Origin of the sequence: Streptomyces pyxinae (assembly GCF_024756275.1) — a bacterium.
GTDB classification, from domain to species: Bacteria; Actinomycetota; Actinomycetes; order Streptomycetales; family Streptomycetaceae; genus Streptomyces; species Streptomyces pyxinae.
Genome location: NZ_JANUGQ010000008.1, coordinates 213,032 through 237,211, shown reverse-complemented (window position 1 = coordinate 237,211; position 24,180 = coordinate 213,032). Strand labels below are relative to the sequence as shown.

Below are 24,180 nucleotides of genomic sequence, written 5' to 3'. Positions count from 1 at the left end.
CCGGCACCCGGCGGCTCCTTTACGTCCGGAGGTCCCGTACGGGCCCCTCAGGGGTCCTCGGAGCCCCCTCCGGTCCGGACCCGGGGCCGACCGCCGGAGCCTCCGGACGCGTTCAGTTGGCCCCGGTGTACTGCTGGATCCAGGAGCGCCAGGAGGCCACATCGGTGTAGATGGTGCCGCCGTCGCCGCAGGTCTGCGTGTCGACACCCGCGCGGCTGGTGGCACCGGCGAGTTCCAGACGGCCGCCCTCCCCGATCAGCGCGGGGCCGCCGGAGTCGCCGTAGCAGGCGGTGCTGGAGCGGGTGCCGTTGATGCACAGCTCACGCTGGGACATCTGCGGGCAGGACCGGCTGGAGGTGACCTTGGTGTCGAGCTGCTTGAGGTAGCGCGGCGGGGACTGGGAGCAACCGGCCTGGGGGCAGGTCTGGCCCCAGCCGAGGAGCTTGATGGGCGTGTTCTCGCGGGGGGTGCCGGAGGCGATCGCCACCGGGGTGTTGGAGACCTCCTGGCTGAGCTTGAGCAGGGCGATGTCCTGGCCGTCCAGGGTCTGGCTGTTGGAGGACCGGATGATCTGCGAGACACCGGCCACGGTGCCACCGCTCTGGTGGTCGTTGGAGCCGATGCGCACCCGTATCGAGGACGGCTGCACCGGGCCGCCGCCCTGGCCGAACGTACAGTGCTTGGCGGTGACCATCCAGCCGGGCGCGATCAGCGAGGCACCGCAGTGGTGACGGCCGTTGACCTGCATCGATCCCATGAACGAGTACGTCTGGCCGGCCTGGCTGCCGCCGACGATGGGTGCCGGGGCGGCGGTGGCGGTCGCGGCACCGCCGAGGGCCGAGGCGCCGGCCGCCAGTCCGAGGGCGAACCCGGAGGCGAGGAATGAGCGCGAGAAACGCGAGAGAGGCATGGTGCGGTTCCTTCTCCATGGGGGGGCAGGGGTAATGGGGGGATGGGTGGCTGCGGGTGGGCGCGGCGCGCCCCGGGCGGCGGATCCCCTGGCGTCCGCCGCCGGGAGCGGCCGTACGACAGCGGGTGGGGAGGAACTGGCCACGACCCCACAGCGCCGTGTTCGTGACCCGTCAATCCGCCGTCCATCCGAGTATGGGAGGCTCCGGGAGCCCGCCACTACTGCCAACTGCCCATAACTCCAGCCCGAAGTGGCTGGTCAGAAGGTCCGTACCAATGTGCCGAGCCGGGTAGCAGGGAACAGCGGCGGGCCCCGTCCCTCGCGGAGAGGAACGGGGCCCGATGGGGGTGCACCGGTCGCCACGGGTGGGGGCGGCCGGCGGTGTCGCCGGTGTCAGCGCCGGGCGGCGGTGACGGCTCCGCCGGAGCCGTCCAGCTCTTCCAGCGGCGCGCAGCCGGAGAAGTCTCCCGCGCGGAGCCGTTCGATCCGTGCGTCGATCGCGTCCCAGGCTCGTCGTGGGAGCGCGTACGCGGCGACCAGCGCGGGCAGTTCGGGGGCCGGGGTACGGGGCAGTTCCGCCTCGAACTCCGCCAGGCGTTCGGGCTTCGGGGCGAGAGCGGTGCGTACCCCCTCGATGGTCTCGGGAATCTCCGTCAGGCGGCCATCCACATGAGCGCGCCAGGTCGGTTCCGACGCTTCCGTCATACGCGCACCGCTCCTTCTCTCCGGGTGCCGGCTGTCGCCGGTGAGGGTAGGGATCCGGGCGGTACGGCCGAAGGGCGGTGAGCGGGGCACTGGTGAGCGGGCCGTCCCCCGCACGGCCGGTCTTGCCGCCGGTCCTGCGGCGCCCCACCGGAAGCACGGGCGGCGGGGGCGGCGAAGGTGACGGGGCGTACGGGTGGAGGCGGCGCCTTTTGGCCAGTGGCGCATATGCCATTAGGGAAAGGGAGTTGGACCGCATCGGCAGGTCAGGTGCGCTCCGGCGCCACCCCCGGGCGGCCGGGGGTCGGGCCGGGGGCCTCCACAGCGGCGCATTGGCGCCATTCACCGTGAAATCTCACTTCCCGGATTTGCCCGCCACTACCGTGAGATGGCCGCGACCAGCGGCGCTGACCGGCCCACCGGAGCGCGTTCGGCACCGGGAGACAGGACGTGCCCGGCGCCGGCCGTGCCACCGGGGGCCGCCGTCGTCACGGGGGAGAGCACAGTGGGACGACCATCGGGCGCACCGGGCAGCGGTGCCACGCACGGGCAGGACGGGGACGGCGACTGCTGCGTACCGTTCGACGTACCGCGCTGGGTGCACGCGGCGGATCTGTCACTGCTCACCGATCGGGAGCGCGAAATCCTGGTCGCGCTGGGCGACTGTCTGCCGAACATCGGGATCGCCGACCGCTGTTGTGTGACCGAACGGACGGTCAAAAAGCATGTCACCAGCATTTTCGGCAAGTTGGAAATATCCTCCCGGGCGGAAGCGGCCGTCATAGCGACCTGCCGAAAGCAGGAGCTGTACCCGCATGGTGTCCTTGCGGACACTGTTCCGTCCGGCACGGACATGGCACCGTCGGTCGAGTAATCGACCCACCTCACAGAGAGGAAGGAAAGCATGTCCATATCCACCCTGGTGCCGGAATCCGCCGCGCACACGCAGCGGATCGCCTCGCGCAGCATCGATTCGGTCAGGACGCGAATCGACCGGGGGCTCGTCCGCTACGACGCCTGGTTTCTGGTGTTCATCGCGGTCATCCTCGCGCTGGGCGCCACCCTGCTCGCCGGAATGGCCATCTGGTGCGTGGTCAAGCAGCACAAGACGTTCACCGGAAACTGGCAGTACAAGGACTTCGGCCTGAAGGTCTACTTCGAGTGCAAGTAGTAGCCGTCACCGGGTAGGCCGGCCGGCTTCCCGTTCAGCGCGGTGCCCGGTCGGCCCGGCCTCTCCATGCGGCTCCGGCCGCCCGGGCACCGCCGCTCCGCTCGCGCCGGCCGCTTCCGGACCGCTCCGGTCGCGGCCGGCGGATCCAGTGAAGGATTCCCACCGCCATGACCCTTCTGGACGTGCAGAACGTCAGCTACTCCTACGACGGAATCGTCAACGTGCTCGCGGACGTGTCCTTCTCCGTCGAGGAGGGCACGATCACCGGTCTGGTCGGCCCCAACGGTTCCGGGAAGTCCACTCTCATCAAGAACATCTTCGACCTGGTACGCCTCCAGTCGGGCTCGCTCCGTATCGGCGGCCATCCGCACGACTCGCCCGAGGCGAAAACCCTGGGCATGTACCTTTCCAGCAACGACTATCTGCCGGAGTTTCTGACCGCCCGGGAATATCTCACACTGATGGGCCGCCTGTTCGGCGTGGCGGCGGACCACGCCGAGGCGGAGGAACTCTTCCGCAGATTCTCGATGGAGGGCCGTTACGACCATCTCATCGAGGATTTCTCGCACGGCATGCGGAAGAAGACCCAGCTGGTCTCCTCCCTCGTGCTGCGCCGGCCGCTGACCGTGATCGACGAGACGCTCAACGGAATCGACCTCGAAGCACTCCACCTCAGCGAGCGGGAATTCCGGCGGGTCCGGGACGAGGGCCGGTCCATCGTGCTGTGCACCCATGACTTCGCCGTCCTGGAGCGGCTGGCCGACCGCATCGTCTTCCTCGACCTCGGCCAGGTGGTGTGCGACCGGCCCACCCAGGAGCTGGTGGCCGCGCACGGCTCGGTGACCACCATGGTCTTCGACCACCTCGGATCGGACGAACGATGAGCATGCGGCTGCGGCACTCCGCCACCCTCGCCGGCATGCTGCTGGTCTTCTTCCGGCGCCGGGTGCTGCGGGCGGGGGTGCTGCGCTCCGCCCCGGTACGGGTGTTCACCGTGGTCGCGGCGGCACTGCTGCTGGCGGCGATGTGCGCCGCCGCCTATCTCTTCCTCAAACCGCTCGCCGGGGACATGGCGGTGTGGCGGCTGCTGTTCGACACCTCCACGGTTTCCCTCGTCCTCTGGGTGCAGATCGCCTTCCTGCTGGTGAAGGTGCTCTTCATCAACGCGGAGGGGATGCTCCGGCTGAGCTACCAGCTGCCGGTCACCAACCGGGAACGCTCGGCGGCGTTCCTCCTGTACGAGGGCGCGATGACCGGGGTGGTGGCGGGCATGGGCCTGGTCGCCCTCGCGGTCAGCGCGCTGCTGCTGCTCGGGCCGTCCGCCGTCCCGTACCTCACCGCGTCCGTGGTGCTGCCGGTCGCCCTGACCCATCTCGCGCTCAGCGTGCTCTACCAGCTGCTGGCCCGGGTCTGGGGGCTGCTGGGGCTCCGGCGGATGTCGAACGTCCTCTCCGTGCTGGCGCTCTTCGCCCTGCTGGCCGTCTACTCCACCCGGATGACGACGATGATCCAGGAGCTGAGCCGGGCCTACCTGGACAAGCGGAGCCAGCGGCTCTGGGTCACCTCCGTCTCCTGGGCGTGGCAGCGGTACGGGGCCCTGCCGGTCCTGGCCGGGGCGCTGCTGCTGGTCGCGGCGCTGCTGGCGCTGACGCTCGCGCTCTCCCCGAACCAGCACGTACGCCAGTCCCGCTATCTGAGCCTGCGGCCGGCCGGGTGGACGGGCCGGGCCCTCGGCCCGTACGACTGGTGTCTGCTGCGGAGTTCGCAGACGGCGGCGGGGGCGGCGATGGCGGTCGCGCTCTTCGTCTATCTGCTGCTGAAGCCCGCGGCCAACCCGATGTGGAGCTTCGCCGTGCTGTCCCTGGGCGGGCTCTACCAGTTCACCGCCACCCAGCCGCTGCGGCTGCTGCCCGGCGCCCGGGTCTCCGCCTGGCGGGTGTACGGGCGGCTGGTCAGGGCGCAGTTGGTGCTGCTCGCCGTCTTCGCCGTGCCCGGGCTCGGGGTGGTGTTCACCCTGGACCCGGAGCTGTTCGCGCAGAGCGGTCCGGCCGTCCTGGGGTGCGCCGGCGGGGCGGTCATGACCACCTGTATCAGCATCGTGTTCCCGGCCGAGAAGGACAATCCGTTCTCCGTCTTCCTCGGGCTCTCGGTGGTGGGTGTGGTGCTCGCCCTGATCGCCATCGGGCTGGGGATGCTCAGCCTGCCGCCCTGGGCCATGACCGGGAGCCTCGCGGTGGCGACCGGGCTCTTCGTCGTCCACGCGGTGCAGGGAATCCGGACCAATGAGTCGAGGAGAAGGAATGTCGAAGGCACAGTCGGTCGTGAAGTCCGTCGCCGGGGCCGCCCTGCTGACCCTGGCGACCGTGGTGGCGACGCTGCTGTATCTCATGTTCTCCACGGACGGTGACGGGACCGTCCACCGGGAGGCGCTGTTCGGCTCGCTGTTCTTCGAGAGCCGGGAGAAGGCGGGCGGGGCGACCGGGGTGTCCATGGGGGTGGAGAACCCGACGGCGCTGATCGTGCTGTTCCTGGTCCTGGTCGTCGTGCTGACGATGGTCCAGTTCACCTATCGGGGGTTGAAGCAGCGCCGTGAGCACCTCATCAGGGAGATGTCCGGGCACTGAGCCCTCCGGGGTCCCGCGCCGGCACGGCGACGACCGGCGACTCCGGCTCCGTACCGTCGTCCTGGCCGTGGCCGCCCAGGTCTGGCCGCTGCTGGCGGTGGTGGGTCTCTTTCAACTTGCTGGAGTAGGTTGGTGGTTGTGGTCGGGCGACGCGGGGCCCGCGCTGCTGGCGTGGTGGGTCTGCGAACCGGCGGTGCTCGGCCTGGTGGGCTCGTTCACCCTCCATGAGTCGGCCCATGTGCTCGCGCTGCGGCGGGTGCGGACGGTGACCCGCGTCGCGATCGAGCGCACCGCCTGGCGCACGTCGGTGATCCCCGAGGGGACCATGACCGGCCGCGAGGCCGCCGGGGTGGCCGCCGCCGGTCCGCTGGCCTGCGTCCTCGCCGGACTGCTCCTCTGGCTGCCGGACCTGGACCGGGCGCTGGCCTGGTGGTACCTGGCCCATCTGGTGTTCCTGGCGCCCTGCTTCGGTGACGGGCGCGCCTTGTTCGGGGCGCTGCGGAGGCGGGCGGGTGAATAGCGGCGGCTGTCGGGGACCCGGGCATGGCTCCGCCCCGCCGGTCGGACCGGCGGGGCGGAACTGTTCATCGGGTGCGGGGCGGGCGTACGTCAGCCGTCACCGCGGGCCACTGGCCGTCAGCCGTTGGAGGCGGTGACGTTGACCGCGGCCCAGGACTTGTTGACGGCCTGGTACTCCGCGCTGCTCGCGCCGTACAGGTCCTTGGCGGCGTTGAGGGTGGCGGTGCGGGCGCCGTGGAAGTCGGTGGTGGAGACCATGTACCGGGTCAGGGCGCGGTAGTAGATCGCCAGCGCCTTGCTCCGCCCGATGCCGGCCACGGTGGAGCCGTCGTAGGTGGCGGAGTTGTAGGCGACGCCCCCGATGGTCTTCCGGCCGCTGCCCTCGGCGAGCAGGTAGAAGGCGTGGGAGGAGACGCCGGAGCCGGCGTGCACCTCGGTGTCGTACGCGGCTCGCGACCAGTAGTCGACGGTGCCTTCCAGCTTGTCGAGCGAGGGCTGGTCCAGCCGGCGCAGGAAGCCCTGGGACAGCCCGAGCTTCTCGCCCATCAGGTAGTTGGGCGGGTTCTTGGCGTTGTTGGTCGCGAACTCGACCCCGCTGCCGAAGATGTCGGCCAGCGACTCGTTGAGGGAGCCGGGCTCGCCGTACTGGTTGCCCCGGCTGTCGACCCGGGTGGGCTGGAGGTTGGCGGTGGCGTCGACCACGCCGTGGGTCAGCTCGTGGCCGGTGACGTCCAGCACGACCAGCGGCTTCTTGAAGGTGCTGCCGTCGCCGTCGCCGTAGAGCATGCAGCCGCAGTCCGGGTCCCAGTAGGCGTTGCCGACCTTGTTGCCGTAGTGGACCATCCCGTGGGCGCCGGTGCCGTCGTTGCGGATGCCGTTGCGGCCGAAGGTGCTCTTGTAGAAGTCGAAGGTGCTGGTGATGCCGTACATGGCGTCCACGGCGGCCGAGTTGCGGTCACTGGTGGCGCCGTTGCCGAACGAGGTGCTGGTGCTGGCGGCGAGGTAGCCCTTGTCGAAGGAGTTGATCTCCTGGTCGTAGGCGTCGCGGACCTCGGTGTTGCCGCGCGAGGCGTCGCGCAGGATGTAGTACTGCGTCCCGTTGTAGGTGTAGGGCGAGGCGTTGAGGGAGACCGTGCCGTCGTACAGCGAGTAGCCGGTCGCGGTGGTGCCGGCCGCCGCCGCCTTCGCCGCCTTCAGCCGGGGCGCCTGGGCGGTCCGGCCGGAGGCGAGGGCCGAACCCGACGGAGCGGCCGGCGCCTTGGCCGCGCCGCGCAGCTTGGCGAGGACGCCCGGGGAGAGGAAGGAGTCCTTGACCGGTGCGTTGCTCAGCACCTTGCCGGTGGTCGCGTCGACGACCACGGTACGGGCTCCGCCGTCCTCCGTCGTCCTGCTGTCGGCCACCCGCACCTGGTACGCCAGCACCGGCGCCTGGCCGGCGAGGGCGCTCACCACCAGGGTCGGCTTGCCCGCCGTGCCCTGGCCGGCCGCGGCGGCGGTGGCCTGCGCGTCGGCGGCGGACTTCTTCGGGGTCGTGGTGGGGACATCGACCTGATGGGCCGTCGCCCGGGTGACGCTCAGGTACCGGTGGGCGGCGTCCAGGTGCACGATGAGGTCGGCACCGAGGACGGGCAGGCCGTCGTGGGCCCGTGCGAAACGGACATGGGCCTTGCCGTCCGGGTCCACCAGCGCCTCGGTGGCGGTCAGGGTGTCGTCCGCGCCGACCCCGGTCGCGCCCGGGTGGGCGTGGGCGGCGGCATCGGCGGCGGCGACGACGTTCGCGGGGGCCTTCTGGGAAGCGGAGCCGCCGGGGGACGGCGACGCGGCGTGGGGAGAGGCCGCTGCTGTACCGAGGGTGCCGGCGACCACCGCTGATGTCGTCGCCATGACAACAGCGACCGCGACTCTGCGTATGGGTGCTCCACGCATGAGGGAGTCCTTCGAGGTGAGGGGGGTTGAGGGAAGCGACCGCCGATCGGCTCTGATGCGACGGAAGTTCCGGTGCGGAAGCCCTGTGGGGTTCCGGACCGGAACTCTCCCCCGCGCCCCGCCCTCAGCGAAAGATCAAAGAGGGAAAAGAGCCTCTTCCTTTATGGGCTCTTTGCCAGAGGTGAACCCATGGTGACGCCGGGATGACGGATGCAGGATGAAACAAAGCCGTCTTTCCGGTGTACGACACAGAGGCCGATCTGCGGGTCTTTCCGGGCATGACCGACAATGCCCGATGGCGGCATAGGCACCCGATCGCCCGATGATTTCCCCCTGTTCGGGGAGCGAGCGCCCCTTCCCCCGCACGCACCGCCGGGCGGGCCGGGTGCCGGCGCGAGCGCCACCTCCCGGGCCGCCTGGTCGCACCAACGGGTTATTTCCGCCGAACCGGGTCCGATCATGACGTGTGGCCCGATATAAGGAGAACCGGTCGCGCGGAGAGGGGACGGGCCGGTGAACATGGCGCACTGGGCGGTAGGGCTGATCGTCGCCGTGATCTCGGCCGTCGCCTGGCGGAGGAATCGCTACCCCGGTGGGTGGCAACCGGCGTTCGGCCGTTCCTACGCACCGGAACGCCGGGAACTCGCCCGGGCCCGGCGCCGTCTCGCCCGGCGCGCGGTCGGAGCGTGGGCCGCACGGGTCAGTCTGCAGCTGCAGCTGGGCGCGGCCGAGGGAGAGCGCCGCAGCCGGATCGACACGGCCCGGCGATCACTGGACGAGGCTCTTCGTCCCGGTACCGGTCAGGTCGTGAGCCAACTGGGCGCCCTGGTGCTGCGCGAGCACGCGCTGAGCATCGGCGGCGACGTCCACCTGCCGCTGACCGGGCTGACCGTGCAGATTCACGTAGGCATCCGCAGCCACCATCTGACGGCGGTCGAAGGCAACGGCCAGGTCCATCATGTCCCGTTGGACCGTGACGAGCACGAGGAGAACGCCGTCTACGCGTTCGCCGCCCTGATCGCCAACACCGTCCTGCACGACGCCGCCTTCCGGGCGACCCGGGACACCAGAGTCGCCCGGGCGCGGCAGAGGCTGGCCGATGCCGAGGCCGACACCGGGCGGGAGGAGGCGGTACAGGCCGAACTGGACCAGCTCATCGAGGAACAGCGCCTCGATCCCGAGCGGGTTGCGGCACTGGCCCGGCTCAAGGCCGCCTGTCGGCGCTGGGAGACCCGTACCGGACGGCTGCCGACCCGCTGAGCCGGTGGCTTCCGCGTGGAGGACGGCACGGAATCAGCGGCGTCGGGCGGTGGGCGCAGGACCACGGCCCGGCCGGGCGCGGCTCACGAGCTTTCCGCGCCTCTCTCGCCGGACGGAGGACATGCTCCGGGGGCAGGACCCTCTGCTCCGGCAATCCGACCGCCACCGCTCCGAGGACCCCCGACTGCCTGGGGCCGTCGGTACCGACGGCCCCAGGCATGGAGAGTGAAGCTGTGCCACCTGTTACGGCGGATCATCCCCACCACCGCGATGAAGGCGACAATCGCCACTCCGCATATGAGCCACAAGGGGATTCCGTCCATTCCCTTGCAGGCGAACTCGGCAGTCGGCTCAGGTACGTACGCGCATACCTCCTCCCCCGTTCTTCTCCGTACGCCAATGTCCGGTCAGCCGAAGCGGCCGATGTCGGCGTCGCAGGGTCCTCCGGCTCCCGGTCGCACGCACGTCCACCCCCGCCGTGGTCTTGCGGCCGCCCACCACGTCGGTACGGGTGCGGACCATGGCGCTGCCCTTGGTGCCGTTGGCGCAGAGGTGGGACGGATCGGCCAGGGTGCCTGGAGAGCAAGGACACCTCTGCCGCGCCGAGGAGGGCCACCCCTACAGCAGCTGTGCGAGGGGGAGCGTCCCGATCACCCCGACACCCCGAAGGTGTACAGCAGTCCGGCCACCGCCATGACGGCCCCCAGACCCCGGAAGGCCACTTTGTCGGACGAGTGGAAAGTTCTCCCGCGCTCGCTGCCCACTCGCTCCGAGAACGCCGGTCCCGCCACCGCCAGAAAGGCGCCGAACAAGGCGATCAGCAGCCCTACCACGATGCGCATGTCTCTCCTCCCGCGCCTTCGCGGGGAGAACGCAGTGACGCGTTCTCCCCGCGAAGGGCTGAACTTCCCGCTCAAGACTGGCGATTCAGGATTTGCGTCTCCGGATATAGAGCACGGCGATGATGACAGCGAAGACGATGAACACTCCCACCATCAGATAGGGCGACCAGGAGGGGCCGTCGGGCCTTCTCCCCTCAGCCAGTAGAAGTTCGCCTATCACAGTTTGCTCCACTCTCTCAGAATGTGTACTTCGCGGTACCGGAGCACTTGCCCGAGCTTCCTCCTGTGCCCACTCCCGCGGAGCCATCGGTCGCCACCGAGACTTCGGCGGGGCCGACGCCGCAGGCGGCCTCACCCGTCCAGCCCTTCTCCGCGTCTCCGGAGGCCAGACCGGCGTCCACGCTGCCGCCCGGGCTGCCGGCACCGGCGGACAAGTACGGGTGGGCGCTCCCGTCCTCATTGATGGAGACTCCCCCACCGATGCACACCCCGAGGCAGACCTCTCCCCCGATGTCCAGCGACAGAAGCCCGTTGGGGTCGATGCGGTTGACGGGGTCGCCTTCGGCGTAGAGGTAGGGGTTCTTCTCCTGGCCGGAGGGGTCGGGCTGGGTGAAGCGGCCGATGTTGGCGTCGTAGTAGCGGGCGCCGTAGTGGTAGAGGCCGGTGGGGTCCTGGTAGCCGCCGGCGAACCGGTAGGGCTGGGCGACCGGCTCACTGGAGCGGGCCAGCAGACGCACGCCGCGGGGGCTGTAGGCGTAGGTGTTCACCTTGTTGCCGTCACCGTCCGCGAGGGCGATGACGCTGCCGATAGCGTCGGTGAGGTAGTAGTACGACGTGCCCCCGGTCGTCATGGAGTTGAGGGTGCCCCCGGGCTCCCGGTTGAACCCCCTGTCCACCCCGGCCGTGGTCGTGGCCGACAGGCCGAGGGGACCGTGGTGGAAGAAGGTGTCACCGAGCCTGATCCGCTCGCTCTGGTCGGTCGAGGCGTACTGCCCGGCATACGTCTTGCCGTCCACGGTGATCGCGGTCAGCTGGGAGTAGTCGGACCAGCTCTCGCCGGTGCGGGCGTACTCGGGGGTGGAGGCGCCGGCGGTCTCGTTGCCGGCCTTGTCGTAGGACCAGGCGCCGGTGGTGCCGGACTTGGCGGTGATCTGCTGGGCGTCGTTGACGGTGTAGGTGGTGCCGCGCGGGCAACCGGGCTCGGTGCCCTGGCTGGTGAGGTTGCCGGCCTGGTCGTAGCAGTACTGCCAGGAATCGGCGACCGTGCCGTTCTTCTCGTCCTTGGCGTAGGAGAAGCGGCCCGCGCTGTCGTAGGTGTAGGTGGTCTTGTAGCCGCCCACCGCGTCGGTACGGGTACGGATCTTGGTGCTGTCCTTGGTGCCGTTGGCATAGGAGTAGGACAGGTCGACCAGAGTCCCCCGGGGCGAGGTCGCCTTGATCTTCTCGGGCCGGCCGGACTTGTCGGGGGTGACCGCCTGGACGGTGCCGCCGGGATAGGTGGTTCTGGTCCGGGTGTCGTTGTCGTCGTAGCCGTAGGTGGTCACCTTGCCGGTGGGATCCTTCAGCCCGGTCAGCTTGTTGACCTGGTTCCAGGTGTAGTCGGTGGTGCCGGCCGGGTCGGTGTAGGTGTCGACATTGCCCGCCGGAGTGTAGGTCAGGCGCGTCTGGGAGCCGTTCTGGAGCGTGCGGACGGTCTCGCGGGAGAGCGGGTCGAAGGCGTACTTCGTCACCCCGGAACCGTCCGAGCGCTGGACGAGGTTGCCGTCGCCGTCGTAGGCGTAGGTGACCGTGGCGTTGGTGGAGGACACCTTCACCACCCGGTCGCGCTCGTCGTAGACATAGACGGTCTTGATGCCCCGGCCGTCCACGGCCGTCTCCGGGCGGCCGAGAAAGTCGTAGGTGTAGGTGGTGACACCGAGCGGGGCGGGCGGGGTGACCTTGGTCAGGTTGCCCTTGGCGTCGTAACCGAAGGAGGTGGAGACGGACTTGGTGTCGGACATTCTCACCGTCACCTTGCAGCGCTGGCCCTCGAACCCGCCGCACGTGGGGTCGGCCTTGTTGTAGTCGAAGGACTGCTTTCCGCCGCCGGTGCCGGTGACCGCGACCGAGGTGGTGTTCCCGGCCGCGTCATAGGTGTAGTCGGTCTTCTCGTCGTCCGCCGTGGTCATCGACCCGGGCAGATCCGCCCCGGAGATCGTCTGATAGCCGCTCACCGCGGCGGTGGCGCCGGTGGGCAGCTTGGCCGAGGTCGGGTTGTTGCGCCCGTCCCAGCCGTAGGTCGTCACATTCCCGCCGGTGGAACCGGTACCCATGGCGTCGGTCGCCGTCTGGACGTTGTGGTTGGCGTCGTAGGACCGGGAGCGCGAGTGGTTCAGGGCGTCGGTGGTCCTGGTGACCCGGCCGTCCTTGTCGTGCTCGTGCCTGGTCGCGTGGTTCTCCGGATCGGTCACCGTGGTCGTCCCCGCCTCCGACGGCACCCCGCCCGAGTACGCGTAGGTGTAGGCCGGCCCGGTGTGGCCAGAGGAACCGGTCTCGGTGGCCCGCAGCATCGAGCGGACCCGGTTGTGCTCGTCGTAGGTGAAGACCGTCACCCGCCCCTCCGGAGTGGTGATCTTCGTCAGCCGGCGGGAGTCGTCGTAGCCGAAGGTGGTGACCTTGCCCTCGGTGTCGGCGGTGCGCGTGAGGTCGCCGGCGGGGTTCAGGTCGAAGACCGCCGTGCGGCCGGTGTGGTCCTTGGCCTGCCACTGGCTCGGGTAGGTCTTGACCAGGTCGATCCAGCGGCCCGAGCGGGTCTCGGTGAGCTTGAAGCCCTTGTGCTCGGCGCCCTCGTCGTGCTGGTCGACGGTGATGGTGCCCTTGTTCCGGTCGGTGACCCTGGTGAGCGTGCCGTTGGCGTCGTAGGTGTCCTTCACCCCGGACTTGCGGTCGGTCAGGGTGTAGGTGCCGTCGGCGTTCTTCCTCAGGTCCTTGGAGTGGCCCTTGGGCGTGGTGAAGGAGCCGTTGGACGCCTTGGCGAAGCGGACCGCGGCGCCGGTGGCGTCATAGAGGACGACCTCGGTGTCCTGGAGGAGCAGGTAGCGCTCGTACTCCTGCCACCACTGCTGGGAGACCTTGCCCCAGGGGGCGTCGAAGGAGTTGTACGTACGCGCCAGCCGCAGCTTCCGGCCGACACCGGCCACCTCGAAGTCGGTGGCGGCGAGCATCAGATTGCCGTTGGAGAGATTGATCCGGGCCACCAGCGAGTCGGTGATCCGGAAGGCCGAGATCTGGTGCCAGGGCACCTGGCCCTGCCCCGCCGGCACATAGTCCGGCACACTCCGCGCCACCCGGGAGCGCTGCCCGGCGGACGGCCCGCCCGGCTGCCCGGCGGACTCTCCGACGGCGGGCGGGCGGGTGCGGTCCCGCTCGGCCGCCTCCCACGCCGCCTTCTCCGGCGAGGCGGGCGCCTCGGCCTCACTGGGCACCGGCCGGTTGGTGCCGACCAGGACCGGCGGCATCTCGAACCGCGGCCCCTCCTTCCCCCACACCGACGCCGCACCCGGATCCGCACCGGCACCCGGCACGGCGAGCGCCGGCGCCACCGAGGCGGCCAGCGACAGAGCGGCGACGGCGGCGACCAGGCCGTACCGGGACGAAGATCTACGGGCACGCCGAAGAGACGTGCTCGAAGCACGCGAACGCATCGCATTCCCCCATGGAAAGACTCACCCCGGGCCCCAACGACCACCGGGGGCACACACGTTGACACAGGATCTGCACAGCGGGCCGGGCTCTGCCCCCGAATTTCGTATGTATGTGCGGCGGAATCAGTCCTGCCGCTTCGGCCGGTCACCGGCTGATCGCATGATGCGGAATGTACGCAAAGGGGGCCCCGGGGCGGGAGTTCAGGAAGGGCCGGGGCGCGCCCTCGGGACGGAAGATGGCGTGAAATCGACGTGTGGCGACGCCATGTCCGCCCGGGCTCCGGGTCTCAGGACGGGCATGGTGCCCACCGCCTGAGCGACACGGTGAAGCCCCGCTCCTCTCCCCCGGGCCTCCGGGCGTCGGATGACGGGGTGGTGGGGTGAGGGGCGGGGCTTCGAGGGGCACGGGAGAGCGGTGGCCGTGGCGGGCGGTGCGAGCGGGCCGACGAGGGCCCGCTCGCCGGGGGCCGGGCGGGCGGGTCCACCGGGCCCGGCCCGGCCGGGGGTTCAGCGGACCGGGTGGCCGGCCTCGCGCAGGGTGGACTTGACCTCGGAGATGCGCAGGTCGCCGAAGTGGAAGACCGAGGCGGCCAGCACCGCGTCCGCGCCCGCGGTGACGGCGGGCGGGAAGTGCGGGAGGGCCCCGGCGCCGCCCGAGGCGATGACCGGGACGGTGACGTGCTTCCGTACCGCCGCGATCATCTCGGTGTCGTAGCCGTCCTTGGTCCCGTCCGCGTCCATGGAGTTGAGCAGGATCTCGCCCGCGCCCAACTCGGCGGCGCGGTGGGCCCATTCGACGGCGTCGATACCGGTGGAGCGGCGGCCGCCGTGGGTGGTGACCTCGAAGCTCCCGGACGGGGTGCGGCGGGCGTCGACCGAGAGGACCAGCACCTGGCGCCCGAACCGCTCCGCGATCTCCCGGATCAGCTCCGGGCGGGCGATGGCGGCCGTGTTGACGCCCACCTTGTCCGCGCCCGCGCGCAGCAGCCGGTCCACGTCGTCGGCGCTGCGGACGCCGCCGCCGACGGTGAGCGGGATGAAGACCTGCTCGGCGGTGCGGCGCACCACGTCGTAGGTGGTCTCCCGGTTGCCCGAGGACGCGGTGATGTCGAGGAAGGTCAGCTCGTCGGCGCCCTCGGCGTCGTACAGCTTGGCCATCTCGACCGGATCGCCGGCGTCCCGGAGATTCTGGAAGTTGACCCCCTTGACCACCCGGCCGTTGTCCACGTCCAGGCAGGGGATGACCCGTACGGCCAGCGTCATGGCGCGGCCCCTTCGTTCTGTGCGTTCCGCTCGTTCGGCTCCGGCGCCCGGTACGCCTCGACCTCCACCTCGACCACCAGGCTGGGATCGACGAAGCCGGACACGATGATCATGGAGGCGGCCGGGCGGACGGCGCCGAACAGCTCCTTGTGCGCCCGGCCGACCTCCTCCACGTCCCGGGCGTGGGTGAGGTACATCCGGGTGCGGACGACATCGGCGGCGGAGAGGCCGAGCCGCTCCAGGGCGTCGGTGGCGACCCGGAAGGCGTTGACGGTCTGCTCGTACGGGCCGCCGCCGGCGATCTGGCCGTCCACCACCGAGGTGCAGCCGGAGACCAGCACCAGGCCGCTGGGCAGCTCGACGGCCCGGCTGTAGCCGAACTGCTCCTCCCAGGGGGCGCCGGTGGTCACCCGGCGTACGGAGTCGGTCATGCCGCCACCGCCGCGAGTGCCTCCTCCAGCGTGAACGCCTTGGCGTACAGCGCCTTGCCGACGATCGCGCCCTCCACGCCCTCGCCGGTCAGACCGGCCAGCGCGCGCAGGTCGTCCAGCGAGGAGACCCCGCCGGAGGCGACGACCGGGCGGCCGGTGGCGGCGCAGACGTCGCGCAGCAGCTCCAGGTTGGGACCCTGGAGGGTGCCGTCCTTGGCGATGTCGGTGACCACGTACCGGGCGCAGCCCTCGGCGTCGAGCCGGGCCAGCGTCTCGTAGAGGTCACCGCCGTCGCGGGTCCAGCCCCGGCCGCGCAGGGTGGTGCCGCGCACGTCGAGACCGACGGCGATCCGGTCGCCGTGCTCCGCGATCACCTTGGCGACCCACTCGGGGGTCTCCAGCGCGGCGGTGCCCAGGTTGACCCGGGTGCAGCCGGTGGCCAGCGCGGCGGCGAGCGAGGCGTCGTCGCGGATGCCGCCGGAGAGCTCCACCTTGATGTCCATGGCCCGGGTGACCTCCGCGACCAGCTCCCGGTTGTCGCCGGTGCCGAAGGCGGCGTCGAGGTCCACCAGATGCAGCCACTCGGCGCCCGCGCGCTGCCAGGCGTGGGCCGCCTCCAGCGGGGAGCCGTAGGAGGTCTCCGTACCGGACTCGCCATGAACGAGCCGGACGGCCTGGCCGTCCCGGACGTCGACGGCGGGGAGGAGTTCGAGCTTGCTCATCTCAGCGGGTCCTCGGGGTGGGTGGGTGGGTGGCGGGAGGGACGGCACGGCCCGGGGCCGGGCCCTCTCCGGAACAGGGCCGGGTCAGAAGGAGTCGAGCCAGTTGGTGAGGAGCCGGGCGCCGGCCTCACCGGACTTCTCGGGGTGGAACTGGGTCGCCCAGAGCGCCCCGTTCTCGACGGCGGCGACGAACCGCTCACCATGGGTGGCCCAGGTGACGCGGGGCGCGGCCATCGCCGCGTTGGTGATCTCCAGGCTCCAGTCGTGCACGGCGTAGGAGTGCACGAAGTAGAACCGGGTGTCCCGGTCGAGCCCGGCGAACAGCTCGCTGTCGTCCGGCGCCTCGACGGTGTTCCAGCCCATGTGCGGGACGACCTCGGCCTTCAGTGGCCCGACCGTGCCGGGCCACTCGTCCAGGCCCTCGGTCTCCACGCCGTGCTCGATGCCGCGCCCGAAGAGGATCTGCATCCCGACGCAGATGCCCATGACGGGCCGGCCGCCGGCGAGCCGGCGCTCCACGATCCAGTCGCCGCGCACCGCCTTCAGCCCGGCCATGCAGGCGGAGAAGGCGCCGACGCCGGGGACGAGGAGGCCGTCGGCGTTCATCGCCGTGTCGTAGTCGCGGGTGATCTCGACGTCCGCGCCGACGTGCGCGAGGGCGCGCTCGGCGGAGCGGATGTTGCCGAAGCCGTAGTCGAGGACCACGACCTTCTTGCCCGTGCTGCTCATGTCAGTCAGTTTCCAGTTTCCGGTCGGTTCCGGTCCCTCCGGACCTGTTCCGGTGGAGGTGGGCCGGTCGGGGGCGGTCGGGGCGGTCGGGCGGTCAGTCCCAGAGGCCCTGGATCCGCAGGACCCCGGCGACCAGGCACATCAGGGAGGCGACGACCAGCAGGACGATGACCCCCTTGGGCATCTGCTGCTTGGAGAAGGAGTACACCCCGCCGGCCAGGAACAGACCGACGAGGATCAGTACGGTCGAGAGTCCTGTCACAGCGCGCCCTTGGTGGAGGGCAGGATGCCGGCCGCGCGGGGGTCGCGCTCGGAGGCGTACCGCAGGGCGCGGGCGAGCGCCTTGAACTGGCACTCCACGATGTGGTGGGCGTTGCGCCCGTACGGCACGTGGACGTGCAGCGCGATCTGCGCCTGGGCCACGAAGGACTCCAGGATGTGCCGGGTCATCGTGGTGTCGTAGGCGCCGATCATGGGCGCCATCCTCTCCGGCTCGGTGTGCACCAGATAGGGGCGGCCGGAGAGGTCCACGGTGACCTGGGCGAGCGACTCGTCCAGCGGGACCGTGCAGTTGCCGAAGCGGTAGATCCCCACCTTGTCACCGAGGGCCTGCTTGAAGGCGGCGCCCAGCGCGAGGGCGGTGTCCTCGATGGTGTGGTGGGAGTCGATGTGCAGGTCGCCGTCGGTCTTCACGGTGAGGTCGAAGAGACCGTGGCGGCCGAGCTGGTCGAGCATGTGGTCGTAGAAGCCGACGCCTGTCGACACATCGACCTTGCCGGTGCCGTCGAGATCGATCTCGACCACGACGGACGTCTCCTTGGTGGTGCGTTCGACCCGTCCCACACGGCTCATGAACTCTGCTCCTTCTTCAGTGCGCGAACGGCGTCGAGGAACGCGTCGTTCTCTTCGGGGGTGCCGGCGGTGACCCGCAGCCAGCCGGGGACGCCGTTGTCCCGGACCAGGACGCCCCGGTCGAGGATCCGCTGCCAGGCGGCGTGGGCGCCGCCCGCCCCGGTGAACCGCCCGAACTGGACGAAGTTGGCGTCGGAGTCGGTGACCTCGTACCCGGTGGCCCGCAGCTCCGCGACCAGCCGGTCGCGCTCGCCCTTGAGCTGCTCCACGTACCCCAGCAGGGTGTCCGTGTGCTCCAGCGCGGCGAGCGCGGTGGCCTGGGTGACGGCGGAGAGGTGGTACGGCAACCGGACGAGCTGCACCGCGTCCACCACGGCGGGGTGCGCGGCCAGATAGCCGAGGCGCAGCCCGGCGGCGCCGAACGCCTTGGACATGGTCCGGGAGATCACCAGGTGCGGCCGGCCGGCCAGCAGCGGCAGCAGCGAGGGGCGGTGGCTGAACTCCACGTACGCCTCGTCCACCACGACCAGCGACGGCTTGGCCGCCTGGGCGGCGTCGTACAGCTCCACCACCGTCTCCGCGTCGACGGCGGTGCCGGTCGGGTTGTTGGGCGAGGTGATGAAGACGACGTCCGGGCGGTGCTCGGCGACGGCCCGGCGGGCGGCGGCCACGTCGATGGTGAAGTCCTCGTGGCGCGGGCCGGAGATCCAGCCGGTGCCGGTGCCGCGCGCGATCAGGCCGTGCATCGAGTACGAGGGCTCGAAGCCGATCGCCAGCCGGCCGGGCCCGGCGAAGGTCTGGAGCAGTTGCTGGAGGACCTCGTTGGAGCCGTTGGCCGCCCAGACCTGGGCGGTGGCGATCTCGTACCCGGTGGTCCGGGTGAGGTAGCCGGCCAGCGCGGTGCGCAGCTCGACGGCGTCCCGGTCGGGGTAGCGGTTGAGGGTGCGGGCGGCCTCCGTCACGCGCTCCGCGATCCGCTCCACCAGCGGTTCGGGCAGCGGGTACGGGTTCTCGTTGGTGTTGAGGCGGACGGGCACGTCGAGCTGCGGGGCGCCGTACGGGGACGTGCCGCGCAGCTCCTCGCGGATGGGCAGGTCGTCGATGCCGGGCTCGGTCACTGTCCGGGCACCTTCCAGCCGAACCGGGCCTTGATCGCGGCGCCGTGGGCGGGCAGGTCCTCGGCCTCGGCGAGGGTGACCACGTGGTGGGCGACCTCGGCGAGGGCATCGCGGGTGTAGTCCACGACGTGGATGCCGCGCAGGAAGGACTGGACGGAGAGCCCCGAGGAGTGGCAGGCGCAGCCGCCGGTGGGCAGCACGTGGTTGGAGCCCGCGCAGTAGTCGCCCAGCGAGACCGGGGCGTACGGGCCGACGAAGATCGCGCCCGCGTTCCGCACCCGGGCGGCCACGGCGGCGGCGTCGGCGGTCTGGACCTCCAGGTGCTCGGCGCCGTACGCGTCGACCACCCGCAGCCCCTCGTCCACCCCGTCGACCAGCACGATCGCGGACTGCTTGCCGCTCAGCGCGGGGCGGACCCGGTCCTCGACGTGCTTGGTGGCGGCGACCTGGGGCTCCAGCTCCTTCGCCACGGCGTCGGCCAGCGTCACCGAGTCGGTGACCAGCACGGCGGCGGCGAGCGGGTCGTGCTCGGCCTGGCTGATCAGGTCGGCGGCGATGTGCGCCGGGTCGGCGGAGTCGTCCGCGAGCACCGCGATCTCGGTCGGCCCGGCCTCGGTGTCGATGCCGATCCGGCCGGTGAAGTACCGCTTGGCGGCGGCGACCCAGACGTTCCCCGGGCCGGTGACCATGTTGGCCGGGGCGCAGGACTCGGTGCCGTACGCGAACATCGCCACCGCCTGGGCGCCGCCGGCCGCGTACACCTCGTCCACGCCGAGCAGGGCGCAGGCGGCGAGGATGGTGGGGTGCGGCAGGCCGTCGAAGTCCGCCTGCGGCGGGGAGGCCAGCGCGATGGAGGCGACGCCCGCCTCCTGGGCCGGCACCGTGTTCATGATCACGGACGAGGGGTAGACCGAGCGCCCGCCCGGCGCGTACAGCCCGACCCGCTCGACCGGCACCCACTTCTCGGTGACCGTGCCGCCCGGCACCACCTGGGTGGTGTGCTCGGTACGGCGCTGGGCGCGGTGGACGATCCGGGCCCGCCTGATCGACTCCTCCAGGGCCGCGCGCACGGCCGGGTCCAGCTCGGCGAGGGCCCGCTCCAGGGCGGCGGCGGGCACCCGGACCCGGTCCAGGGTGACGCCGTCGAACCGCTCCGCGTAGTCGATCAGTGCCGCGTCGCCCCGATGACGCACGTCCTCGCAGATCGGCCGGACCCGCTCCAGGGCGGCTTCCACGTCGAACTCGGCACGGGGCAGCAGGTCACGCAGCGCACCGCCCTCCGGGAGGGCGTCGCCGCGCAGATCGATTCGTGAGATCACAGGTCAATTCTCGCAGACGGTTTCCCGCACCCGAGCCCGCGTATCAGTGATTGATACACATCACGGGAGGGGCTCGCTGTCACACCTGACCGATAGCGTTCGACCCGTCACAGAAACGGGAAGAACGCCCGTACGGGTGCGGCCGGGCGGACGCCCGTACGGCGCTGCCTCGGCGGACGGCCGCACAGGGGCGCTGCCGGACGGGGTGACCGTACGGGGACGATGCCCGGCGGACGACCCTACGGGGACGGTGTTGGCAGGGACACGACGGGCAAGCCACCGGAACCGGGAGCTCACGGGGAGCACGGGGAGCCGGGCCGGCAGGCCCGGAGCCACGGGGACTGCGGGACTGCGGGGACTATGGGGCTGCGGGGCTACGGGGCTGCGGGGCTGCGGGGCTGCGGGGCTGCGGGACCACGGGGATCACGGGGATCACGGGGAAAGGGAGGGGGCGGCAGTGACCGAGCCGCACGAGGACGACATTCCGAGCGATCTCACACCGGCCGAAGTGGGCATGTGGCAGGCGTTCCGGATAGGGGCGACCTACGACCTGAGCGCGGGCAACACGGTGCTGGACGATCCGTTCGCGGCGCGCTCCTGGCCGCCCGAGCGCAGCGTCCGGGCGCGGGTGGTGGCGCTGCTGCTGCTCGACGGGCCGCCGGCGCTCGCCGGGCGGGTCTCGGCGCTCAAGCTGCGCGGGGTGCAGGTCACCGGCCGGCTGGACCTGGCGGGCGGCACGGTGGCGCCCTATGTGGAGCTGGTGCGCTGCCGGTTCGAGGACGAGGTGGTGCTGCCCGAGACCCGGTTCACCACCCTGCGCCTGGTGGGGTGCTCCATACCCCGGCTGGAGGCGGCCCGGCTGCACACCGAGGGCGATCTGCATCTGCCGCGCTGCCGGGTGGCGCGCGGAATGCGGCTCACCGACGCCCAGATCGGCACGGATCTGCTGATCAACCAGATAGAGGTGCACCCGGACCGGCGCGGGCGGGCGATCGTGGCGGACGGGCTCACGGTGGCGCAGGACCTCCAGGCGGAGCTGATCGAGACCCATGGCGAGCTGAGCCTGCGCGGCGCCAAGGTCGGCGTCTCGTTCAGCCTGCGCGGCAGCCGGCTGCGCGGCGCGGGCGGGCGGCGGGCGCTCAACGCCCCGCAGCTCACCGTGGAGCGCACCCTCTATATGACGTACACCTGGGTCAGCGAGGCCACCGGCAACCAGCCGGGCACCACGCCCCCGTACGGCCTGGCGCAGGCCACCACCCCGCTGCGGGGCACCCGGGTGCAGCCGTTCGAGTGCCATGGCGGGGTCCGGCTGGACGACGGGCGGTTCGGGGACGCGATCGACTTCCACCACGCCCGGTTCGTCCTCTCCTCGGCCCGCCGGGAGGAGCTGTCGCTGCGCCGGATCGTCACGCCCGAGCTGCGGTTCAACGGCGAGCGCCCGGAGGAGGGCCGGGTGGTGCTGAACGGGGCGAAGATCGTCACCCTGATCGACCTCTCCACCAGCTGGCCGGGCCCGGGCGGGCTGGCGATGGGCGGTTTCGTCTACGAGAACCTGGTGCCGTACGGGCACTTCCCGCTGGCCCGGCGGCTGGAGTGGGTCGCGGCGGCCACCCCGGAGTTCGCCCCGGAGCCGTACGAGCGGCTGGCGTCCGTGCTGCGCAACAGCGGCGAGGACGCGGACGCCCGCGAGGTGCTGCTCGCCAAGCAGCGCCGGCGCCGGGAGACCCTGCCGCTGGCGGGCAAGCTCTGGGGCCATCTCCAGGACTGGACGGTGGCGTACGGCTACCGGCCGGGGCGGGCCGCGCTCTGGATGGCGGTGCTGTGGGCGGCCGGCACCCTCGCCTTCTCCTGCTGGGAGCCGAAGCCCATCAAGCCGGACGAGCACCCGGAGTGGAGCGCCGCGCTCTTCGCCTTGGACCTGCTGCTGCCGGTGATCGACCTGGGCCAGGACGGCTACTGGCGGCTGGACGGCTACTGGCAGTGGATCTCCACCGCCCTGATACTGCTCGGCTGGACCCTGGCGACCACCGTGGCGGCCGGCGCCTCCCGGCTGCTCCGTCGGGGGTGACGCCCGGCGACCCGCCCCCGGCCCGGGGCCGTCAGTGGCTCTCGGTCACGGCTCCGGGCCGGCTCCCGGCGGGCGGGGCGGCGGCGGGCGGGGCGGCGGCCGGAGTAGCGGCGGCGGGCGGGGCGGCAGTCGCGGCGGCGGCGGGCGGGGCGGCGGCCGGGGTGAGTGCCGCCCGCATGGCCACCCCGTCCACATAGGAGTGCTTCGCCTTCACCGCTCCGTCCTCCACCTCGACCAGATCCATGAGGTCCACATCGACGGTGCCGCCCGCCGGGGCGGTCCCGGACAGCTTCCACTGGACGGTCCAGAAACCCTCGCCGAAGTGGAGCGAGACCAGCTCGAAGGCGAGATCGGGGGCGAGGGCGAAGATGTCCGCCACCGCCTTCCGGACGGCCTCGCGCCCCCGCGCGGGCGGCTGTCCCGCGTGCAGATGGAAGACCGAGTCCGCGGTGTGCAGCCCGGCGATCCGGTCCGGGTCGCGGGCGGCCCAGGCGTCGCGGTAGCGCTCGTACAGCTCATGGATGCTCGGGGCGGTCATGGCGGGTCTCCTCCGTGCTCTCGGGCCGGGGCGCCGTGCTGCGCGGAGCGCGAGTGCTCCGCACCGGAGCCAAGCCCCCCGCCGCCCGGTCGTCAAGAGGGCCGGGCGGCGGGACGGAAGGCGGGAGGGGAGACGGGACAGGGGGCGGCCGGCCGGTCATCCCGCCGCAGCGCTTGGCTGAAATCCACCCAACCCGGCGGCTTTCTTTACCTTCTCTTGACGTTCGCGGATACAACTATTCCGCCGCCACCAAAGCTTCACAGCCGCCCCTCTGGCGCCGCTCCCACCTGCGGTTTTCAATGGTCCGCACCATGCTTGCACTCCGCTCCCTGCTCGGCTCCGCCCGCTCGGTCCAGCGCAGCCGCACCCGGGTCCCGCACCTCCCGGACCGACCCTTCCGTGGCCGGACCACGCCGCCGGACGCGGCCGCTCCGGACCGGCTGCCGGGGGACGGGCTGCTGCCCGACGACGCGGTGCTGCTGGACGCGCCGGACGAGCGGCTGGGCCCGGCCCTGGTCGCCGCCGCGCTGGGCGACCACGAGCCCGCCGCCGTGCTGCTGGCCGCCACCCGCGCCGCCGCCGAGTGGGAGAGCCGGGACCGGTACGTCACCCGGCTGGCCGCCTTCGCGCGCGGCCGCGACGAGTGGCTGACCCGCTGGCTGGCCGCCGCGCCGGAGGACCCGGACGCCCTGCTGGTCCACGCCCAGCTCGCGGTGCGGCGGGCCTGGGAGTCGCCCGCCCGGGCGGAGCGGCTGCGCGAGGTGGCGCCGCTGATCGAGGCGGCGGCCGGGGCGACGCCCGCCGATCCGGTGCCCTGGCGGCTGGCACTGGACCACGCCCGGGGCGCCGACAGCCCGGAGTCCGCCTTCGAGACCTGCTGGGAGCAGGCGGTACGGCGCTCCCCGCGCCACTTCGGCTGCCATGTCTCGGCGCTCACCTATCTCTCGCCGCGCTGGCACGGCTCGTACCGGGCCGGCTTCGACTTCGCCGAGCAGGCGGCGGCCGACGCGGGCCCCGACTCGCTGATCCGGACGCTCCCCGCGCTCGCCGCCCACACCCAGCTGCGCGGCACCCGGAGCGGCGGCCCCGGCACCTCCGGCCGCGTCCACGGCGACACCCGCCCCGGCGGCGAGCGGACCAGTGGCGAGCGGACCGGTGGCGAGCGGGCCGAGCGGAACGGAGCCGTACCGGACGAGCGGCTGGACGCGGCGGCCGACCTGGCGATCGGGCTGTCCGCGCGGTACGCGCCCGGCGACCCGTGGCCGGCCGAGGCGCGCAATGTGCTGGCGTACGTGCTGATCGGCCGCGCCCGGTGGGAGGCGGCGCTCGACCAGTTCCGGCTGATCGGCCCGTTCGCCACATCCTTTCCCTGGGCGGCGGGCGGCGACGATCCGCTCGGCCGGTTCCTGGACGCGCGCGCCGGAGCCCGGGTCGCGCGGGCACTGGCCGAACCTTTGCCGGGAAGCGCCGGACGCGGGCGGTACGGCGACCATTACGCTTAGC

General features: G+C 71.7%; 23 protein-coding genes. 9 read left to right on the top strand and 14 right to left on the bottom strand.

The window, feature by feature from the left end; translation table 11 throughout:
- Positions 1-112: 112 nt before the first annotated feature.
- On the bottom strand, positions 113-910 hold the full coding sequence (locus NX801_RS12425) for a S1 family peptidase (RefSeq protein WP_258787570.1): 798 nt from the start codon (positions 908-910) through the stop codon (positions 113-115).
- Positions 911-1,303: 393 nt separating this feature from the next.
- Positions 1,304-1,615, bottom strand: a complete 312-nt coding sequence (locus NX801_RS12420; RefSeq protein ID WP_258787569.1) for a hypothetical protein — start codon at positions 1,613-1,615, stop codon at positions 1,304-1,306.
- Positions 1,616-2,117: 502 nt separating this feature from the next.
- Here NX801_RS12420 and NX801_RS12415 point away from each other — a divergent pair.
- The 6 genes from NX801_RS12415 to NX801_RS12390 all read left to right on the top strand — a co-directional run bounded on the left by NX801_RS12415 (position 2,118) and on the right by NX801_RS12390 (position 5,927).
- Positions 2,118-2,486: a helix-turn-helix domain-containing protein gene (locus NX801_RS12415; RefSeq protein ID WP_258787568.1), complete on the top strand. Its 369-nt coding sequence runs from the start codon at positions 2,118-2,120 to the stop codon at positions 2,484-2,486.
- 30 nt (positions 2,487-2,516) lie between these two features.
- Entirely contained in the window at positions 2,517-2,783 is a 267-nt protein-coding gene (locus NX801_RS12410) for a hypothetical protein (protein ID WP_258787567.1), read from the top strand.
- A 167-nt stretch (positions 2,784-2,950) separates the two neighbouring features.
- Positions 2,951-3,667: an ABC transporter ATP-binding protein gene (locus tag NX801_RS12405; protein WP_258787566.1), complete on the top strand. Its 717-nt coding sequence runs from the start codon at positions 2,951-2,953 to the stop codon at positions 3,665-3,667.
- Complete coding sequence (locus tag NX801_RS12400) at positions 3,664-5,190, top strand: hypothetical protein (RefSeq protein WP_258787565.1); 1,527 nt, start codon at positions 3,664-3,666, stop codon at positions 5,188-5,190. Before NX801_RS12405 ends, NX801_RS12400 begins: the two co-directional genes overlap by 4 nt.
- Entirely contained in the window at positions 5,084-5,407 is a 324-nt protein-coding gene (locus tag NX801_RS12395) for a hypothetical protein (RefSeq protein WP_258787564.1), read from the top strand. The genes NX801_RS12400 and NX801_RS12395 overlap by 107 nt, the downstream gene beginning before the upstream one ends.
- A gap of 67 nt (positions 5,408-5,474) precedes the next feature.
- Positions 5,475-5,927: a hypothetical protein gene (locus tag NX801_RS12390; RefSeq protein WP_258787563.1), complete on the top strand. Its 453-nt coding sequence runs from the start codon at positions 5,475-5,477 to the stop codon at positions 5,925-5,927.
- 116 nt (positions 5,928-6,043) lie between these two features.
- Here NX801_RS12390 and NX801_RS12385 read toward each other — a convergent pair whose 3' ends face one another.
- Positions 6,044-7,852 carry a M4 family metallopeptidase gene (locus NX801_RS12385; RefSeq protein WP_258787562.1) on the bottom strand — a complete coding sequence of 603 codons (1,809 nt, stop codon included), beginning with the start codon at positions 7,850-7,852 and terminating at the stop codon, positions 6,044-6,046.
- A gap of 513 nt (positions 7,853-8,365) precedes the next feature.
- Between NX801_RS12385 and NX801_RS12380 the strand changes: the two genes are divergently transcribed.
- Positions 8,366-9,112 (top strand): hypothetical protein, encoded by a 747-nt coding sequence (locus tag NX801_RS12380; protein WP_258787561.1) that lies wholly within the window; start codon positions 8,366-8,368, stop codon positions 9,110-9,112.
- A 650-nt stretch (positions 9,113-9,762) separates the two neighbouring features.
- On the opposite strand, the gene NX801_RS12375 is transcribed toward NX801_RS12380, so the two are convergent.
- The 10 genes from NX801_RS12375 to hisD all read right to left on the bottom strand — a co-directional run bounded on the left by NX801_RS12375 (position 9,763) and on the right by hisD (position 20,071).
- Positions 9,763-9,954: a hypothetical protein gene (locus NX801_RS12375; protein ID WP_258787560.1), complete on the bottom strand. Its 192-nt coding sequence runs from the start codon at positions 9,952-9,954 to the stop codon at positions 9,763-9,765.
- Between the two features lie 236 nt (positions 9,955-10,190).
- Positions 10,191-13,637, bottom strand: a complete 3,447-nt coding sequence (locus NX801_RS12370) for an RHS repeat-associated core domain-containing protein (protein ID WP_258787559.1) — start codon at positions 13,635-13,637, stop codon at positions 10,191-10,193.
- Between the two features lie 507 nt (positions 13,638-14,144).
- Positions 14,145-14,900, bottom strand: coding sequence for an imidazole glycerol phosphate synthase subunit HisF (gene hisF, locus NX801_RS12365; protein ID WP_258787558.1), 756 nt, complete (start codon positions 14,898-14,900; stop codon positions 14,145-14,147).
- Entirely contained in the window at positions 14,897-15,331 is a 435-nt protein-coding gene (locus tag NX801_RS12360; RefSeq protein WP_258787557.1) for a RidA family protein, read from the bottom strand. Before NX801_RS12360 ends, hisF begins: the two co-directional genes overlap by 4 nt.
- The gene (gene priA, locus NX801_RS12355) at positions 15,328-16,053 is read right to left on the bottom strand and encodes a bifunctional 1-(5-phosphoribosyl)-5-((5-phosphoribosylamino)methylideneamino)imidazole-4-carboxamide isomerase/phosphoribosylanthranilate isomerase PriA (RefSeq protein WP_258787556.1); all 726 of its coding nucleotides are present in this window, start codon (positions 16,051-16,053) and stop codon (positions 15,328-15,330) included. The genes NX801_RS12360 and priA overlap by 4 nt, the downstream gene beginning before the upstream one ends.
- An 84-nt stretch (positions 16,054-16,137) precedes the next feature.
- Positions 16,138-16,782 carry an imidazole glycerol phosphate synthase subunit HisH gene (gene hisH, locus NX801_RS12350; protein WP_258787555.1) on the bottom strand — a complete coding sequence of 215 codons (645 nt, stop codon included), beginning with the start codon at positions 16,780-16,782 and terminating at the stop codon, positions 16,138-16,140.
- A 94-nt stretch (positions 16,783-16,876) separates the two neighbouring features.
- Complete coding sequence (locus NX801_RS12345) at positions 16,877-17,044, bottom strand: hypothetical protein (protein WP_258787554.1); 168 nt, start codon at positions 17,042-17,044, stop codon at positions 16,877-16,879.
- The gene (gene hisB, locus NX801_RS12340) at positions 17,041-17,634 is read right to left on the bottom strand and encodes an imidazoleglycerol-phosphate dehydratase HisB (protein ID WP_258787553.1); all 594 of its coding nucleotides are present in this window, start codon (positions 17,632-17,634) and stop codon (positions 17,041-17,043) included. Before hisB ends, NX801_RS12345 begins: the two co-directional genes overlap by 4 nt.
- Entirely contained in the window at positions 17,631-18,752 is a 1,122-nt protein-coding gene (locus NX801_RS12335; protein WP_258787552.1) for a histidinol-phosphate transaminase, read from the bottom strand. Before NX801_RS12335 ends, hisB begins: the two co-directional genes overlap by 4 nt.
- A complete protein-coding gene (hisD, locus tag NX801_RS12330; RefSeq protein WP_258787547.1) occupies positions 18,749-20,071 on the bottom strand; it encodes a histidinol dehydrogenase in 1,323 nt (440 codons plus the stop codon). Before hisD ends, NX801_RS12335 begins: the two co-directional genes overlap by 4 nt.
- A 457-nt stretch (positions 20,072-20,528) precedes the next feature.
- Between hisD and NX801_RS12325 the strand changes: the two genes are divergently transcribed.
- On the top strand, positions 20,529-22,139 hold the full coding sequence (locus NX801_RS12325; protein WP_258787545.1) for an oxidoreductase: 1,611 nt from the start codon (positions 20,529-20,531) through the stop codon (positions 22,137-22,139).
- A 31-nt stretch (positions 22,140-22,170) separates the two neighbouring features.
- On the opposite strand, the gene NX801_RS12320 is transcribed toward NX801_RS12325, so the two are convergent.
- The gene (locus tag NX801_RS12320) at positions 22,171-22,677 is read right to left on the bottom strand and encodes a nuclear transport factor 2 family protein (RefSeq protein ID WP_258787543.1); all 507 of its coding nucleotides are present in this window, start codon (positions 22,675-22,677) and stop codon (positions 22,171-22,173) included.
- A gap of 299 nt (positions 22,678-22,976) precedes the next feature.
- Here NX801_RS12320 and NX801_RS12315 point away from each other — a divergent pair, with 299 nt between their 5' ends.
- A complete protein-coding gene (locus tag NX801_RS12315) occupies positions 22,977-24,179 on the top strand; it encodes a hypothetical protein (protein WP_428986126.1) in 1,203 nt (400 codons plus the stop codon).
- The last annotated feature ends 1 nt before the right edge of the window (position 24,180 follow it).

Excerpts from the sequence above, each read along its gene's own strand:
- NX801_RS12425 (WP_258787570.1), bottom strand. The coding sequence starts at position 910 with ATGCCTCTCTCGCGTTTCTCGCGCTCATTCCTCGCCTCCGGGTTCGCC.
- NX801_RS12420 (WP_258787569.1), bottom strand. The coding sequence starts at position 1,615 with ATGACGGAAGCGTCGGAACCGACCTGGCGCGCTCATGTGGATGGCCGC.
- NX801_RS12410 (WP_258787567.1), top strand. The coding sequence starts at position 2,517 with ATGTCCATATCCACCCTGGTGCCGGAATCCGCCGCGCACACGCAGCGG.
- NX801_RS12405 (WP_258787566.1), top strand. The coding sequence starts at position 2,951 with ATGACCCTTCTGGACGTGCAGAACGTCAGCTACTCCTACGACGGAATC.
- NX801_RS12400 (WP_258787565.1), top strand. The coding sequence starts at position 3,664 with ATGAGCATGCGGCTGCGGCACTCCGCCACCCTCGCCGGCATGCTGCTG.
- NX801_RS12395 (WP_258787564.1), top strand. The coding sequence starts at position 5,084 with ATGTCGAAGGCACAGTCGGTCGTGAAGTCCGTCGCCGGGGCCGCCCTG.
- NX801_RS12385 (WP_258787562.1), bottom strand. The coding sequence starts at position 7,852 with ATGCGTGGAGCACCCATACGCAGAGTCGCGGTCGCTGTTGTCATGGCG.
- NX801_RS12375 (WP_258787560.1), bottom strand. The coding sequence starts at position 9,954 with ATGCGCATCGTGGTAGGGCTGCTGATCGCCTTGTTCGGCGCCTTTCTG.
- NX801_RS12370 (WP_258787559.1), bottom strand. The coding sequence starts at position 13,637 with ATGCGTTCGCGTGCTTCGAGCACGTCTCTTCGGCGTGCCCGTAGATCT.
- hisF (WP_258787558.1), bottom strand. The coding sequence starts at position 14,900 with ATGACGCTGGCCGTACGGGTCATCCCCTGCCTGGACGTGGACAACGGC.
- NX801_RS12360 (WP_258787557.1), bottom strand. The coding sequence starts at position 15,331 with ATGACCGACTCCGTACGCCGGGTGACCACCGGCGCCCCCTGGGAGGAG.
- priA (WP_258787556.1), bottom strand. The coding sequence starts at position 16,053 with ATGAGCAAGCTCGAACTCCTCCCCGCCGTCGACGTCCGGGACGGCCAG.
- hisH (WP_258787555.1), bottom strand. The coding sequence starts at position 16,782 with ATGAGCAGCACGGGCAAGAAGGTCGTGGTCCTCGACTACGGCTTCGGC.
- hisB (WP_258787553.1), bottom strand. The coding sequence starts at position 17,634 with ATGAGCCGTGTGGGACGGGTCGAACGCACCACCAAGGAGACGTCCGTC.
- NX801_RS12320 (WP_258787543.1), bottom strand. The coding sequence starts at position 22,677 with ATGACCGCCCCGAGCATCCATGAGCTGTACGAGCGCTACCGCGACGCC.
- NX801_RS12315 (WP_428986126.1), top strand. The coding sequence starts at position 22,977 with ATGGTCCGCACCATGCTTGCACTCCGCTCCCTGCTCGGCTCCGCCCGC.